General features: G+C 63.7%; 14 protein-coding genes. 6 read left to right on the top strand and 8 right to left on the bottom strand.

Annotated elements, in window-relative coordinates:
• Positions 1-132: 132 nt before the first annotated feature.
• Complete coding sequence (locus NLR35_RS01310) at positions 133-720, top strand: hypothetical protein (protein ID WP_257164762.1); 588 nt, start codon at positions 133-135, stop codon at positions 718-720.
• Between the two features lie 309 nt (positions 721-1,029).
• Here the strand turns inward: NLR35_RS01310 and NLR35_RS01315 are convergent, their stop codons facing one another.
• Positions 1,030-1,821 carry a transporter substrate-binding domain-containing protein gene (locus NLR35_RS01315; RefSeq protein ID WP_257164763.1) on the bottom strand — a complete coding sequence of 264 codons (792 nt, stop codon included), beginning with the start codon at positions 1,819-1,821 and terminating at the stop codon, positions 1,030-1,032.
• 82 nt (positions 1,822-1,903) lie between these two features.
• Between NLR35_RS01315 and NLR35_RS01320 the strand changes: the two genes are divergently transcribed.
• Positions 1,904-2,419 carry a DUF1993 family protein gene (locus NLR35_RS01320; RefSeq protein WP_257164764.1) on the top strand — a complete coding sequence of 172 codons (516 nt, stop codon included), beginning with the start codon at positions 1,904-1,906 and terminating at the stop codon, positions 2,417-2,419.
• A 134-nt stretch (positions 2,420-2,553) separates the two neighbouring features.
• Here NLR35_RS01320 and NLR35_RS01325 read toward each other — a convergent pair whose 3' ends face one another.
• The 6 genes from NLR35_RS01325 to NLR35_RS01350 all read right to left on the bottom strand — a co-directional run bounded on the left by NLR35_RS01325 (position 2,554) and on the right by NLR35_RS01350 (position 8,659).
• On the bottom strand, positions 2,554-2,982 hold the full coding sequence (locus tag NLR35_RS01325; protein ID WP_257165217.1) for a hypothetical protein: 429 nt from the start codon (positions 2,980-2,982) through the stop codon (positions 2,554-2,556).
• 205 nt (positions 2,983-3,187) lie between these two features.
• Positions 3,188-4,186: a hydroxyacid dehydrogenase gene (locus NLR35_RS01330; protein ID WP_257164765.1), complete on the bottom strand. Its 999-nt coding sequence runs from the start codon at positions 4,184-4,186 to the stop codon at positions 3,188-3,190.
• Between the two features lie 28 nt (positions 4,187-4,214).
• Entirely contained in the window at positions 4,215-5,315 is a 1,101-nt protein-coding gene (locus tag NLR35_RS01335) for an ABC transporter ATP-binding protein (protein WP_257164766.1), read from the bottom strand.
• 19 nt (positions 5,316-5,334) lie between these two features.
• Complete coding sequence (locus tag NLR35_RS01340; protein ID WP_006613947.1) at positions 5,335-6,246, bottom strand: carbohydrate ABC transporter permease; 912 nt, start codon at positions 6,244-6,246, stop codon at positions 5,335-5,337.
• Positions 6,246-7,184 carry a carbohydrate ABC transporter permease gene (locus tag NLR35_RS01345; protein ID WP_257164767.1) on the bottom strand — a complete coding sequence of 313 codons (939 nt, stop codon included), beginning with the start codon at positions 7,182-7,184 and terminating at the stop codon, positions 6,246-6,248. The genes NLR35_RS01340 and NLR35_RS01345 overlap by 1 nt, the downstream gene beginning before the upstream one ends.
• A gap of 134 nt (positions 7,185-7,318) precedes the next feature.
• Positions 7,319-8,659: an ABC transporter substrate-binding protein gene (locus NLR35_RS01350; protein ID WP_257164768.1), complete on the bottom strand. Its 1,341-nt coding sequence runs from the start codon at positions 8,657-8,659 to the stop codon at positions 7,319-7,321.
• A gap of 413 nt (positions 8,660-9,072) precedes the next feature.
• On the opposite strand from NLR35_RS01350, the gene NLR35_RS01355 reads away from it, so the two are divergent.
• Positions 9,073-9,783, top strand: a complete 711-nt coding sequence (locus NLR35_RS01355) for a Spy/CpxP family protein refolding chaperone (RefSeq protein ID WP_374940777.1) — start codon at positions 9,073-9,075, stop codon at positions 9,781-9,783.
• A gap of 398 nt (positions 9,784-10,181) precedes the next feature.
• Positions 10,182-11,459, top strand: a complete 1,278-nt coding sequence (locus NLR35_RS01360; protein ID WP_257164769.1) for a hypothetical protein — start codon at positions 10,182-10,184, stop codon at positions 11,457-11,459.
• 251 nt (positions 11,460-11,710) lie between these two features.
• Here NLR35_RS01360 and NLR35_RS01365 read toward each other — a convergent pair whose 3' ends face one another.
• A complete protein-coding gene (locus tag NLR35_RS01365) occupies positions 11,711-12,334 on the bottom strand; it encodes a TetR/AcrR family transcriptional regulator (protein ID WP_257164770.1) in 624 nt (207 codons plus the stop codon).
• Between the two features lie 85 nt (positions 12,335-12,419).
• On the opposite strand from NLR35_RS01365, the gene NLR35_RS01370 reads away from it, so the two are divergent.
• Complete coding sequence (locus NLR35_RS01370; protein WP_257164771.1) at positions 12,420-13,148, top strand: NIPSNAP family protein; 729 nt, start codon at positions 12,420-12,422, stop codon at positions 13,146-13,148.
• 435 nt (positions 13,149-13,583) lie between these two features.
• A complete protein-coding gene (locus tag NLR35_RS01375; RefSeq protein WP_257164772.1) occupies positions 13,584-13,715 on the top strand; it encodes a hypothetical protein in 132 nt (43 codons plus the stop codon).
• The last annotated feature ends 422 nt before the right edge of the window (positions 13,716-14,137 follow it).

Here is a 14,137-nt window from a genome sequence, read left to right on the forward strand (position 1 = left end):
ATTTAAAAGCTATTCTCTAGTTAAGCTGCCCCGGAGGGCGTAGGTGCAATCCGAAGATCACGCACTACTTACTAAAAAATGCAGGGCTCAATTGCGGTGGTCGCCCTCACTACCGCACTTGGCATAGCGATGATGAGCTTTCGTCTGCTTTTGCCCGGCATCATCCTCGCAATGTCCGGGTTTGTTGGGGCCGTATGGATTTATCATGCTGATCTTCTAAGACTCCGGTTGCGCTCGGCTGGTCCAGACGGAGCGACGGTGCCGCTTCCGGACGAAGTCAGGGTAGTTCTGATACTACTAGCGATTGCGGTTGTCGCTCCATGGGCGATTTTCATTCATGAAATGTGGCCAGAGAAACCCATTCAGCGACATCTTGATAATTCACAAAAAGAGAGACTGAGGGCAAATCTGAAACTTAGCTCAGATGAACATTATGCATTTCAGATCAATCGTGTGCCGAGCTGTGATGAATGCGAGCAGTTCGCGGAGGAGCTAAGGAATTTTTTTGACTCTATTCCCGGCCTCCGCGCCGCGGGAGGACCGTTGATTTTTGCGTCGCGCTATCCTCGGGGGATATCATTCGTGACGAACGGCAAAGGCGGTGTCGGGAGCGCAAAGCTCTTTTCCGCGATGCAAGACGCTGGAATGATCCCTGCTCGGGAGACAGAATCTCAAATGAAGGACGGGGATTTCGTTGTCCTGATTGGGCGGTCCCAATGATGCTAGTCAAGGACCCAGTCCTCGAAAATAAGTGCCGCAATACAGGCAACTACGAGTACTGCCGCGCAGTTTGAAGGTGGTGCGGCATGCCAACGTCGCCTATCAATTCTTCTTTCCGCGCTTTGTTCGCCAGAGTTCCAGCGCCTTCTTTCCGACAGCCTCTAGGCACGCGATCCCTAGAAAGAACGCCGTGCCGATAGCAACGAAGCTGGTAATATCCCAGATCGATACAGGACCGTCATCCATCGAGACCTACAGATCAAATTGCTCGCCAGTTGCCACTTTGTTCGCAACGCGCCTCACGCGGTCTTAATCAAACCAGGTCTTATAGATCGCCTGATAGCTGCCGTTCTCGGTCGAGATGTGCAGCCACTGGTCGACGAACGCCTTCAGGGCGACGTCGCGCTGCAGCCAGTAGGCCTTCTCGGAGAAGTCGAACGGCTTGTCGGGATGGACGGCGCAGAGCACGCCGGGATGCAGCTTCTGCTGGTAGCGGGTCTCCGAGGCGTCGGTCATCATCAGGTCGGCGTCGCCCTTGGCGATCTCGTCGAAGATGGTGACGTTGTCGGTGTGGACGCGGATGTCGGCGGCCTTGATGTTGGCGCGGGCGAAGCGCTCGTTGGTGCCGCCGGGATTGACGACGACGCGCGTGCCGGGCCTGTCGATGTCGGCGAGCGTCTGGTACTTCGAGGTGTCGCTACAGCGCGCGATCGGGGTCTTGCCCTCGCGCATGATCGCGGTCGAGAAGTAGCCCTTCTTCTGACGGTCGAGCGTGATCGACACGCCGCCCATCGCGACGTCGAACTTGTCGGCCTCGAAATCCTTCATCAGCTGCGGCCAGCTGGTCGGGACGAACTCCACCTTCACCCCGAGCGCCTTGCCGAGCGCCTCGGCCATGTCGACGTCGAAGCCGGAGAATTTTCCGGTGGCCTTGTCGAGATAGGTGAAGGGCTTGTAGTCGCCGGTCATGCCGACCCGCAAGGTGCCGCGCTGCACGATCTCGTCGAGGCGCGAGGGCTGATCGGCGAGCGCGGCCGTGGCGAGCCCGCAGGCCAGCACGGCTGCGGTCAGGGCGGCAATGGTCCGGTCGAAAAATCCCATATTGAATGACCTCGCATGATGTGGCTGCGCTATTCATAGCGGAGGTCGCCACGCGCGACGAGGGGCAAGCGGGAGGGCGGCGATGAGCATTTCCATAGGACAGGCGTCGGTCGGCGTCTTCGTGCCTTATCTTCACAACCTCTCGGGGCTGCTCGACAAGGCCGCTGATTTTGCCGAGGCGCGCGGCATCGAGCCGGCCGACCTGCTGCGGGCCCGGCTCGCGCCGGACATGTACAACCTGATCCGGCAGGTCTGCGAAGCCAACCGCCACGCGACCATTGCTTGCGCGCTGCTCGCCGGCCGTGCGCAGCCGACCGTTCCCGACGGTGATACCGACTTGGCCGGGTTGAAGGAGCGGATCGCAACCGCGATCGCGTATGTCCGCGGCGTGCCTGGCGCGGCAATCGAAGAGGGCGCAGCGCGGGAGGCGGTCTTCACTTTCCGCAACGGCGCGACGCGCCGCTTCGACGACGGCCGCTCATTGCTGCTGACATTCAGCCTGCCGCAGTTCTTCTTCCACGTCACCACGGCCTACGACATCCTGCGTCATGCCGGCGTTCCCCTGGCGAAGCCGGACTATCTGGGCGTGGGACGGTAGGCTCTTCGCGGCGGCGAGGCGCGGACGGCAGGCGCACGTCTGCATCGGTCCGCAAGACGACAAATGGCCAGGACGGAGCCTGGCCATGAGCATCTGGGCGAAATCTCAGCGCGGACCGGTCTGCCTGCCGGCGCCTATTTCTCGCGAGGCGCAACCAAAGCCGGCGGGCCCTTGACGGTCATCTCGTTCTTCAGCGCCTCGAAACGCTCGATCGCCTCGCGCGCGCGGGTGTCGACGGTTCTCACCGCGGCTTCGGCGGTCATCGGTCCGCTGCTCACCGCGATCGAGGTCGGCCCAACGGTCTCGTCGACATAGTAGCCATCTTCGCCGCGCCGCGCCGTCCAGCGGAACCGGATTGCGGAAATCGGCCCCGGTCCCAGCTTGGTGTAGCCGTCGGCCTGATCGAACGAGACGACGGTCGCGGCAGCCTTCTTGGACGGAGAATGAGAAGAGGGAGAAGGAGAATGCGAAGGCGGCGTGGCCTTGTCAGCCGACCTCGCGGCTTCAGGCTGATCGAGAATGCTCGCTATCGTTGCGAGCGCGTGCTCGGTCGCAACACTCATGGCCGCCTCTGTTCCTACCGGCGCGCGCAAACGTCGGCGCCGATCATCACAGTTGTAGCCGGATTTGGCCAAGTTGCAAGAATGCGTTGAAAGTTGGGCGACAAAGCGGGGGAGAAAGGTCCTGACATCCGCGTGATGAGAGTTAGGTCGGAACTTGGGTCCTGCCTCGTCGCGAGGAGGCAGGACCATCGCACCGGCCGGACGATTACAAGACGTCCTGATTGATCACGTTCTGCCGAATCGGATCGCCATCCAGCACGCTTAGAATGTTGCGCGCGGTCTGCTCGCTCATGCGGTCGACGGCCTCGCGGGTGACGCCGGCGACGTGCGGGGCCATGATGACGTTGGGCAGCGCATGCAGCGCGTGGCCGACCGGCGGCGGCTCCTGCTCGAACACGTCGAGGCCGGCACCGGCCAGCCGTCCGGACGACAGCGCCTCGTAGAGCGCCGCCTCGTCGATCAGGCCGCCGCGTGCGGTGTTGATCAGGTAAGCGGTCGGCTTCATCAGTCTGAGACGTGCTGCGTTGAACATCCCGATGGTCTCCGGCGATTTCGGGCAGTGGATGCTGACGAAATCGGCGCGCGGGAGCGCGGCGTCGAGATCGGCGACCGGCTCGCAGCCGGCGGCTGAGATGTCGGCGGCGGGCTTGTAGGGGTCGTAGACCAGGACCTGCATCTCCATCGCCAGGCAGCGCTTGGCGGTGCGGGTGCCAATGCGGCCGAAGCCGATGATCAGCACGGTCTTGCCATAGAGGTCGAACGGCAGCACGCCGAGCCGCGTGGCCCAGGTGCCGTCCCTGACCATCGCATGCATCTCGCTGGCGCGCTTGGCGAGCGTCAGCATCATGAACAGCGCCTGCTCGGCCACCGAGGGCGAGTTCGCGGTGCCCGCGACCATCAGCGGCACCTTGTGCTTGGACAATGCGGGCACATCGACCGCGTCGAAGCCGACGCCGATTCGGGTCACGACCTTCATGTCGCCGGCGGCGATCAGCTCGGGCTCGCCGAAGCGCGTGGCGCCGAGCGCTACGCCATGCACCGGCGCATGCGAGGTGAGCAGCGCAGAGAAATCCGCCGCAGAGATCATGTTGGGGAATTCGATCATCTCGACATCGTCGCGCGCCGCGAGCAGCGCGCGGCCCTTGGCCGAGAAGGATTCCGTGACGAGGATCTTGTTCTTGTTGCTTGCCGTCCTGGTGGTCATGTCCTGCCCTTGAAGCTTCTTTTGCTCGTCAGATGACGAGGCCTGAAGCCTCATTTAACAGGTGCATGTTGTTGAGGTCCATTGCCATGCGCAGGGGGCTGCCATCCCGCGCGCCGGCATTGGGGCTGACGCGCCCGCATACCGGCGTCTCGTTCAGGCTGAAGTAGACCAGGGTCTCCATGCCCATCGGCTCGGTGACATCCAGCATCGCCTCGAACGGCTCGATGCCGGGCTCCGCATGCGGCCGGGTTTCGGTGATGTGCTCCGGCCGGATGCCGAGCAGCAGCCGGTCATTCCGCGACACGGATTGATAGCGCGCGGCGCGCGCCGGCGGCAGCGGAAAGCTGATGCGGTCGGTGAGGCGGATGTACAGCCGGCCGTTGGCTTCTTCCAGCCGGCACGGCACGAAGTTCATCGCCGGCGAGCCGATGAAGCCGGCAACGAAGCGCGTCGCCGGATTGTGGTACAGCTCGGTCGGCGTGCCGATCTGCTCGATGCGGCCCTTGTTCATGACGACGACGCGGTCGGCCAAGGTCATCGCCTCGACCTGGTCATGGGTGACGTAGACCGTCGTGGTGCGGACCTTCTGGTGCACCTTCTTGATCTCGATGCGCATCTGCACCCGCAGCTTGGCGTCGAGGTTCGACAGCGGCTCGTCGAACAGGAACACCTTGGGATTGCGCACGATGGCGCGGCCCATCGCGACGCGCTGGCGCTGGCCGCCGGAGAGCTGCTTCGGCTTGCGGTCGACGAGGTCGGCGATGTCGAGCATGCGCGCTGCCTCCGCGACGCGGCTCTTGATCTCGGCCTTCGGGTAGTGCTTCAGGCGCAGCCCGAACGACATGTTCTCCGCCACCGTCATGTGCGGATACAGTGCGTAGTTCTGGAACACCATCGCGATGTCGCGGTCCTTGGGCGGCACGTCGTTGACGACGTCGCCGCCGATCGAGATGTCGCCGTCGGAGATATCCTCGAGCCCCGCGATCATTCGCAACGTCGTCGACTTGCCGCAGCCGGAGGGGCCGACCAGCACGACGAACTCATGGTCGGCAATGTCGAGATCGATGCCGCGGACGGCCTCGACGTCGTCGTAACGCTTCACGACTTTGCGCAAGCTCACTTCAGCCATGTCAGATCAACCCCCGTCATCAGCCTTTGGTCGCGCCGGCGGTCAGCCCGGCAATGTAGTAGTCCATCAGGAACGCGTAGATGATCAGCGGCGGCGCGGCGCCCAGCAGCGCGCCGGTCATGATCTGCCCCCAGTTGAAGACGTCGCCCTTGATCAGCGTGGTGACGATGCCGACCGGCAGCACCAACTGGTCGGCCGAGGTCGTGAACACCAGCGGATACAGGAACTGCGCCCAGGAGACGGTGAAGGCGAAGATCGTCGCGGCGATCAGGCCGGGCAGGGCGACCGGAATGAAGATCCGCGTCAGCGTCTGCAGCCAGGAGGCGCCGTCGATGATCGCGGCCTCGTCGAGCTCCTTCGGGATCGAGGCGAAATAGCCGATCATGATCCAGGTGCAGAACGGCACCGTCAGGGTCGGATAGATGAACAGTAGCACGTACCAGCGGTTGATGAGCTGGATGCCGGTGACGTCGCCGATCAGCGCGAACATCTTGAACAGCGGGATGAACAGCAGGCTGTCCGGAATCAGATAGGTCAGGAACACGCCGGTCGCGAGCGTCGCCGAGCCCCAGAACTTCATCCGCGACAGCGCAAAGGCGGCGGGAATGCTGATCAGCATGGTGATGATCACGACGACGATCGAGACCATCGCGGAATTGAAGAAGAAGCGCAGGAACTGGTTCGACGTCAGCAGCCCGATGTAGTTCTCCAGGGTCGGATGGAACACCCACCATGGATTGGTCGCCGCCGAGATCTCGGCGCTGCCCTTCAGCGAGGTGATCAGCATATAGAGCGGCGGCACCAGCGAGAAGATCGCGAACAGCGTCAGGAAGAAATACGACCAGCGCAGCGCCCAGGCGCGGTCGCGGCTCATCGAGCCGTATTTGACATTGCGGGTCGGGCCGGCCTTGTCGACGGTCATCGTGCTCATCAGGATTCGTTGCCCCGCTTGTTGACGTCGCGCAGGATGAAGATGGCGGCGACCGCCAGGATCGGCACCATGAACAGCGAGACGCTGGCGCCGAGCGGAATGTCGCTGCCCTCGATGCCGACGCGGAACGCCCAGGTCGCGAAGATGTGCGTCTTGTCGAGGGGACCACCGGCGGTGAGGATGCGGACGATGTCGAAATTGGCGAAGGTGACGATCAGCGAGAACAGCGTGGTGATGGCGATGATGTTGCGCATCATCGGCAAGGTCACGTACCAGATCCGCTGCCACCAGTTCGCGCCGTCGATCGCGGCGGCTTCATAGAGCTGGTCGGGCACCGATTTCAGCGACGCCAGGTACATGATCATGAAGAACGGCGCGCCGTACCAGACGTTGACCAGGATGACGGAGAACCGCGCCCAGGCGGCATCTCCCGTCCACGGGATCGGGCCGATGCCGAAGAAGGCCAGCGTGTAGTTGAAGGCGCTGTAGGACGGGTCGAACAGCCACAGCCAGGCCAAGGTGCTCATCGCCGGCGGGATCACCCAGGGCACCAGCAGCATGCCGCGCCATTTGCGCTGGCCCTTGGCCGGGATGTTGTGGACGAAATGCGCGACGATGAAACCGATCAGCGCCTTGAACACCACCGCCGTCACCGCAAAGATGCAGGACTGTTTGACGACCAGCCAGAACGTGTCGCGCTTGAACAGGAACTCGAAATTGCCGAAGCCGACGAAGCGCTGCATCGACTTGTTCAATGTCGCCAGGTGCACCGAATAGAGCGCGGGATAGACCACCAGCAGCGCGATCAGCAGGATCAGCGGCAAAGTCAGCAGGAAGGCTGTGGTCGATTTTCGCTTCAGCGCATTGCGCAGGCCTCTGCGGCGGACGGCCCTGCGCGGGCGGGCAATGGCGTCTTCGCCGATGGCGGCATCAACCATGAGAGCAGGCTCCTCGTGGCGCTCCCGGCGGCGGGCCGGGCTTCACGTGACGGGCATAGGACCTTGGCGGGCAAACGATGCAGATGGCGGCGGCCCGCACGAGGCGGGCCGCCGTGATTGGCCGTCGCGGGTGCTCAGCTGCGCATGAAGCCTTCGCACTCGCCTTCGGCCCAGGCCAGCGTCGCTTCCATCTTCTCGCCTTGGGCGTAGCGCAGGCACATCTTGGTCATGGTCGCCTGTGCGTAGATCTGCTGCGCGATCTTGGGTGGAGCAGGCGAGGCCGCGATCGAGAGCGTCTGGTGATTGTAGGGATTGGGATAGTGATAGAGGGTGCCCTTCGGCGGCCCCTGTTCCTGCCAGATCTTGAGCGTGGTCAGCTTCTCATAGGCGGGCAGATCGTAGCCGCCGCTCGCCGCCACCATCTTCTCGATCGAGGCCGGCTTCGACAGGTGCACGATCAGGCTCTTCGCCGCTTCCTTGTTCTTCGAGAACGACCAGATGCTCCAGAAGTACGGCAGGAACGGCGCGTAGCGGCCCTTGGGACCGACGGGGAAGCCGTGCGTCCAGCACTGCTCGGCGATCTGCGGCGCGTCGCGCTTGGCCACCGCCCAGGCGCTCGGCGGGTTCATGATCATCGCGCCCTTGCCCGACACCAGCCATTTGTTGTTGGAGGCGTCGTCCCAGGAGGCGACATCGGGCGGCAGCGCCGCGATCAGCCGCTTGTAGAATTCCAGCGCCTGGCGCACGGCATCGGTCTTCACCGTCACGTCGCCCTTGGCGTTGACGAGCTCCGCGCCGAACGCCTGGAAGAACGCGCCGGCGGAATCGACGCTGTCGGTGGTCTCACCGAGACCGATGCCGAAGGGCACGCCGGCCTTCTGGCAGGCTTCCGCCGCCTTCAGGAACGTCTCCGTGGTCCAGCTGTCCGCCTTCGGCGGGCCGCCGGCCGGATAGAGCTGCTGCACGTCGATGCCGGCGTGCTTTTTCATCAAGTCGATGCGGGTGCAGGGCCCCTTGATCTGGCTGCCGACGCAGGAGGGCACCGCGAGCCATTTGCCGCCGGACTGACCGAGATATTTGACGGTGCCGTTGACCTCGCCGTTCTCCTGGATGATCGGCCCCATGATGTCGTTGACCGGCTCGAGCAGCTCGGCATGGGCGTGCGGCCACCAGGTCGGCATCGCGATGAGATCGTGTCCGGACTTCGCTGCACCTTCGGCCGCGATCGTCAGCTCGATCTTCTTGCCCTGGCTGGTGATGTAGTCGATCTGGACCTCGACCTTCTCCTTGGCAGCCCATTCATTGACGAGATCGGTCGAGGCCTGGTTGGCGCCGGGAACCCAGTGGTCCCAGAAACCCATCGACAGCTTGCCGGCGGCATAGGCGCCGCGCACATAGGGCGCGGTGATCATGACCGCCGAGGTGGCAGCGGTCGCAGCAACGAATTGTCGGCGGTTCAGCTTCCTCCGTGACATGGCGTTCCCTCCCTGGTGAGCCAAGCATTCGGTTGACCGCGAATCCTGTTTGTTAGTTGTGCGTCGCGTCATGCGCGCTTGGATTTCGCTTGGGTGTAATCAGAGCAGAATTGCGCGCGGCTGTCGAGAAAGCAGGTGAGGCGAAACTTGGAACTAATGGCGTGCACAATTCGTCGCAGGCTCGCCGCCGATTGCATTGCAACGATAGGCGCTGCAATGCAAAGCGAGCGCGACCGGAGAACGAGCGTGCGCTGTGTTGAGTGTGCTGCGTCGTGCGACAGATGGACTTGCGCGCTGCGGCAACGCTAGAATTTCAGCCGACTCAGAGATGATCGTGCCGGCTTCGCCGCAGCGGTCTTTGTTGTCCGGGCGAGAGGGGTGAGCTGATGACGATCGGCCGATGGGGAATGCGGATGCGCCGTCGTCTCTGCAGCGCAGCAGCCGTGCTGTTGATGCTCTGTGTGGCGACCGCGCTGCCGCGTCAGGTTGCCGCGCAGGGACTGTTCAAGGGCGTCGAGCAGGGCGCCCGCGAAGGCAACAAGGCGGCGGGCCCGGTCGGCGGCGTGCTGGGCGGCGCGATCGGCGGCGTCGTCGGCGTGGTCACGGGCGTCACCGGCGTGCTGACGGGGAACGACGGCCAGCCGAGTGCGCAGCCCACACCGGCGGCGCCCGCTTCAGAGGGCAAGAAGGCGAAGTCAGCCAAGACGGCGAAAGCCAGCAAGGTCGCGAAGGCCGCGCCGATGCTGACACAGCCGGGCGTTCCCGAGCTCACGGCCGAGCAGATCGTCGCCAACAGCGACGCCAATGTCGAGCGCCTGAAGGCCGGACTGAACCTCACGGAGGAGCAGGCCAAGAGCTGGGGCCCGTTCGCCGACGCGATGCACGCCCTCGGCCGCAACGGCGCCGACCGCCTCAACCTGCGCATCGCCCGCGCCAAGCGCGATCCGCCCGACGACATCGTCGAGCAGATGCGCAACGAGGCCCAGTTCCTGGTCGACCGCGCCGCCGACCAGCGCGCCGTCGCCGACGCCTCGGAGCCGCTGTTCACCAGCCTCGACGACAAGCAGAAACAGATCTTCATCGACGAGATGGTGCGCCTCAGTCGCGAGCGCGGACTGGACTAGTGCGACGGAGCTGGGGTCGTCGCAGCTGCACTCGTCGGCGGCAGCGGTCTGCGGAATGCCGTGACGCATCACCACCGCGGCCGCGCCGGATCGACGGTACAGTAATACTACGAAAATGACGATTGGTCGCGTTGACGGCGTGCACGCTGACCGGGCATGAGCGGGGACGGTGCGCACATCGTGGCGGCGACCATCGCTGCTTTTGCAACCGACTCGCCATGCATTTTGACGTACATTGCAATTGTATTACATGGAGAGCTGGAGTCGGCCGGGCGGCCTGCGCAGGGCGCCGGATCGCAGCCGCGATCGGCGGTCGATGATCAGCAGGCCGTTCGGCTCGATGTCTTGGAGGATTCTTTTTGTCGAGAGTGCGATTGCGCCGATGGATCGAGAGCCGGTTGGGCATTGGCACCGCCAGCACCGAAAGCCGCCTCGATGCGGATGTGAAACGCTCCGTCGATGCGCTGCAAGCGGAATTGATCGCCGCGAAGGACGAGTCCGAGCGGTACCGGCGCATCACCGAAGAGAGGGGCGTGATCATGGGTCGCCTGCGCGACGAGCGCGACGGCTACAGGCTGGAATGGGAGGCCGTGTCCGCCGAGCTTCGCCGGCTGACGCGCCAGCGTCCGGCCGTGATCTCGGACAATGGAGCGGTACGGCCATCAGGCAACGGCCACGACGCGACCGCTTTGCGGAATTCTCCGCCTTCGACCTTGCGGGTATTGTGCGTCGGCACCGGCCGGGACGGCACGACATCGCTCACACGGATGATGCAGGAGGTGTTCGACAACCAGGGCAACGGCGACAGGGCCGTTCACGAATGGGCGTCGAGCGAGCTCAACGGGCTGTTCTGCGAGCTCAAGGAAACCAACGATCCCCGCTTTGCGGATCAGATTCGTCAAATGATCCTCGATTGTCCTCATGCGTGCGTCGTCGGCAACGGATATGCGGCTGTGCTGCCGATCATCGCCGAACTCCTCGGCGATCAGGTGACGCTGGTGCATCTGCGCCGGCGCGACCGGGCGGCATGCATCGCGAGCCTGGTCGAGAATGCGGAGCTGTCGCCGCAGAACCACGTCTATTACGCCGACTCGCCAGCTGCGCTGCGCAAGCGTCCGACCGCCTTCCACTTCGGAGAGATGTCGAGGCAGCAATGGATGGGGCTGTCGCCGGCCGACAAGTTCGGCTGGTACTACGACAAGACCCACGCCTTGATCGAACGATACAAGAGCCTGTTCCCGAACACGCTCTCGGTCGACACGGAGGACCTCAACGCGGACAGCGTGCGCCTTGCGCTGGCGCATGCCGCCGGCAGCACTGAGGCGCCGCGGCCGTTCCACGTCAACCGCTTCGTCGATCTGCGCCACGTTCCGGCCGATCGCCGCAGCTTCGTGCAGCGGCTGCTCGGCCAGCTCGATGTTCAGAAGCTCGCCTATGACGACCTGTACGGACTGCGGCAGGTCCTCAACGAGATGATCTATCATCTGGCGCATTTTCCCGATGCGGCGCCGGGCGCGGTGGATGAGCTGCGTTGGACGCTGACCGAGATGCACGATCTTCTCGAGCGCCGCATCCGCGACGTTCGCGAACTGATGGAGCGTGTGGGCGTGACGCCCGAGCAACCGAACGGTCACGATGCGCCGCAGGCGATCAACGGCGCGCACGTCAGCCACTGATCGGCGCGTACTCCCTGCGGGCAGGCTCCACGTCTCAGCGGCCGGATGTCTTAGCCTCCAGCGCTTGGCAGCACCGACCGGTGGACCGCCGGGCGAACCGACGGCTTGCAGTTTGCTGCCGAAGACGGGAAGGGCGGGCCAGGCCCGACGATGATGAGAACGATGGCTACGCGCGGGCATTCTGATGCGCGGGCGTCCAAACGCCATTCCGTCCCGCTAAGACATAGCACTTGCACGATGCGCGAGACGCATCACGTCAGTGCGCTGGCGCGGTACTTCGGAGCCAAGAGCGCCGCCAGTTCGGCCCTTGCATCAGCCAGCGGGATCGCATCCTGTCGCGCCTTGGCCATCGCCATCGCTCCGGAATAGGCGGCGATGACCAGCGTTGCGAGACTGTCCGGATGCAGCTCGCGGGCGCGGCCGGCGAGCAGGTCGGCATAGAATTTCGCCCGCAGCGCCTCGTGCCAGGCCGTGAAGATGGCGTCGAGCGCGCGGCGCATATCCTGATCATGCGCCGAGATCTCCATCGCCATGTTGTTCAGCGGACAGCCGGACACCGCGCGCCTGGTGGTCAGCTCGGCGATGATGGTGGCAAAGATGGCGTCGATGGCCGAGGGCGCGTCGACATGGGCGTCGAGCGCCGCGATCCATGTCTGCGCGACCGCCTGCGCCACGCGATCCCTGATCACCGCAAGACCCAGCGCGCGCTTGGCCGGGAAGTGATGCGCCATCGCGCCGCCCGACACCGCAGCCTTGTCCCGGATCTCCAGCATTCCCGTGGCGAGATAGCCGTGGCGGGTGAAGGACTCATAGGCGGTGTCGATGATGCGGTTGCGGACGCCGTCCGGATCGTTGGTTCGCTTCGGTGCCTTCATCTCGCCCGCCACCATAGCGGCTTGACAAAACAGGTCAATCATCCTGTTGTGTAAAACAGGACGATTGACCTGTCGGAAGGTGACCATGACGCCCCACACGATCTTCGAGCTGCGCCGCTATCGCTTGCGCCCGGGGCGAAGCGATGCGCTGATCGCGCTGTTCGATGCCGAGTTCGTCGCGCCGCAGGAAGCACTCGGCATGCGTATCGAAGGCGAATTCCGTGATCGTGACGATCCCGACGCCTTTGTCTGGATACGCTCGTTCCGCGACATGGATTCGCGAGCGCAGGCGCTGCAGGCGTTCTATGGCGGCCCAATCTGGGCCGCGCATGGCGCTGCGGCCAATGCTACGATGCTCAATTCCGACAATGTGCTGCTGCTGAAGCCAGCCGGCGCCATTCCGCCATTCGCTCACAACCTGCCGCGGGCAGCGGAGCGCGACCGGCCAGGCGCGAGCGGCATCGTCGTCACCAGCATCTGTTCACTGGCGCCGGGACAGGAGGCCGGGTTCGCCGAATTGTTCTCCGAGCGCGCCTGTCCGATTCTGCGCGACGCGGGGGCCCGCATCGACGCCATGTTCGTCAGCGAACGCAGCCCGAACAGCTTTCCTCGGCTTCCGGTGCGCGAAGGCGAGTCGGTGTTCGTGTGGCTCGAATGCCATGCCGACGCGGAGGCGCTGGCGCAGTGCCGCGAGCGGCTCTCGCGCAACCCGGAATGGACCGCCGAGATCCTGCCGCGTCTCGACCAACAGTGCTGGCGGCCGATCGAGGTCTCGCACCTGACGCCGACCTCACGGTCGCTCTGCGCGTTGTGAGTCGAACGGCGCGTGCTGCTGAGCGTCGCTTGGCACGCGATGCGGTCGAACCGGCCTTTAGGGAAAAACATGGCGGAAGGGGTGGATGTCAATCTTTGTTGAAATCACTAACGTTTTTGCCAGCGGTTTTTGAAAAGCTACGGTGTGACCTACGGTGACAATTCGCCACCGTAGCTTCGATCCAGCCATCGCTCAGCGTTCAACCATCCGGCGCCAGTAGCTGTGCGGCAAGGGTGCTGCTCCACACAAGGCTTCACGGCGGCGGCTATCACGGCAGAGCCCGATGTGTGAGCGCGCAGACGCTTGGCCCGATCGAGGTCGCGCCTGAAACTGGAGCCAGTTCCACAGCGCGGCTGGTGCGGCATCGGGTCGGCAATTATCGCGGCGACTTCGGTCAAGCTCCCACCCCCAAGATCCCAGTCGCCTTGGGCACGGATGCGGCTTGCGATCGACCACATCGATATGCGCAGTGGTTGCTTCGGTTTGGAGCTGCCGGAACAGGAGACGCTGAAGCGCCATCGGCGTTACGGCCGCCTGCTCGTGTTCCGCGCCCGTAGCGTGGTCTGACAAGGGAGTATGAAAGCGATTCTGCCCTGTGCCGTCGATCGAGCGTGTGCCACCGATCGATTCATGCGGCGAGGAGGGCGAAAAAGGAGCGAAATTGAAAAGGTGGGAGATTACCCGCCATTTGATTGAAAACTCGCTTAAGTGCATCGGTTCTCAAATGGACCAACATCGTTTCGCTGTGTGACAAAGAACGATTCTCGGGAAATCCTTTGTGCCGTGGCACACCCCAGCGAAGGAGGAATGGCGAGCAACTCGGGAGCGCTGACGCAGAAGATCTGCGGGGTATTCAGCGTTGAAATTGAAAAAAGCGCGTTGGTAAGCGCGTCAGCTCTTAAGATCCAATCGTCGCGATGTGACAAGGTCAACTCGTGACACGCTTTTTGACGCGTCACACTAGGCACCGATGGGTCCCGGAGCGCCGT

This window comes from Bradyrhizobium sp. SRS-191 (genome assembly GCF_024586915.1).
Lineage (GTDB): Bacteria > Pseudomonadota > Alphaproteobacteria > Rhizobiales > Xanthobacteraceae > Bradyrhizobium.

What these genes read in the sequence shown, in the direction of transcription:
- NLR35_RS01310 (WP_257164762.1), top strand. Translation starts at nt 133, where the DNA reads ATGAGCTTTCGTCTGCTTTTGCCCGGCATCATCCTCGCAATGTCCGGG.
- NLR35_RS01315 (WP_257164763.1), bottom strand. Translation starts at nt 1,821, where the DNA reads ATGGGATTTTTCGACCGGACCATTGCCGCCCTGACCGCAGCCGTGCTG.
- NLR35_RS01320 (WP_257164764.1), top strand. Translation starts at nt 1,904, where the DNA reads ATGAGCATTTCCATAGGACAGGCGTCGGTCGGCGTCTTCGTGCCTTAT.
- NLR35_RS01325 (WP_257165217.1), bottom strand. Translation starts at nt 2,982, where the DNA reads ATGAGTGTTGCGACCGAGCACGCGCTCGCAACGATAGCGAGCATTCTC.
- NLR35_RS01330 (WP_257164765.1), bottom strand. Translation starts at nt 4,186, where the DNA reads ATGACCACCAGGACGGCAAGCAACAAGAACAAGATCCTCGTCACGGAA.
- NLR35_RS01335 (WP_257164766.1), bottom strand. Translation starts at nt 5,315, where the DNA reads ATGGCTGAAGTGAGCTTGCGCAAAGTCGTGAAGCGTTACGACGACGTC.
- NLR35_RS01340 (WP_006613947.1), bottom strand. Translation starts at nt 6,246, where the DNA reads ATGAGCACGATGACCGTCGACAAGGCCGGCCCGACCCGCAATGTCAAA.
- NLR35_RS01345 (WP_257164767.1), bottom strand. Translation starts at nt 7,184, where the DNA reads ATGGTTGATGCCGCCATCGGCGAAGACGCCATTGCCCGCCCGCGCAGG.
- NLR35_RS01350 (WP_257164768.1), bottom strand. Translation starts at nt 8,659, where the DNA reads ATGTCACGGAGGAAGCTGAACCGCCGACAATTCGTTGCTGCGACCGCT.
- NLR35_RS01355 (WP_374940777.1), top strand. Translation starts at nt 9,073, where the DNA reads ATGCGCCGTCGTCTCTGCAGCGCAGCAGCCGTGCTGTTGATGCTCTGT.
- NLR35_RS01365 (WP_257164770.1), bottom strand. Translation starts at nt 12,334, where the DNA reads ATGAAGGCACCGAAGCGAACCAACGATCCGGACGGCGTCCGCAACCGC.
- NLR35_RS01370 (WP_257164771.1), top strand. Translation starts at nt 12,420, where the DNA reads ATGACGCCCCACACGATCTTCGAGCTGCGCCGCTATCGCTTGCGCCCG.
- NLR35_RS01375 (WP_257164772.1), top strand. Translation starts at nt 13,584, where the DNA reads ATGCGGCTTGCGATCGACCACATCGATATGCGCAGTGGTTGCTTCGGT.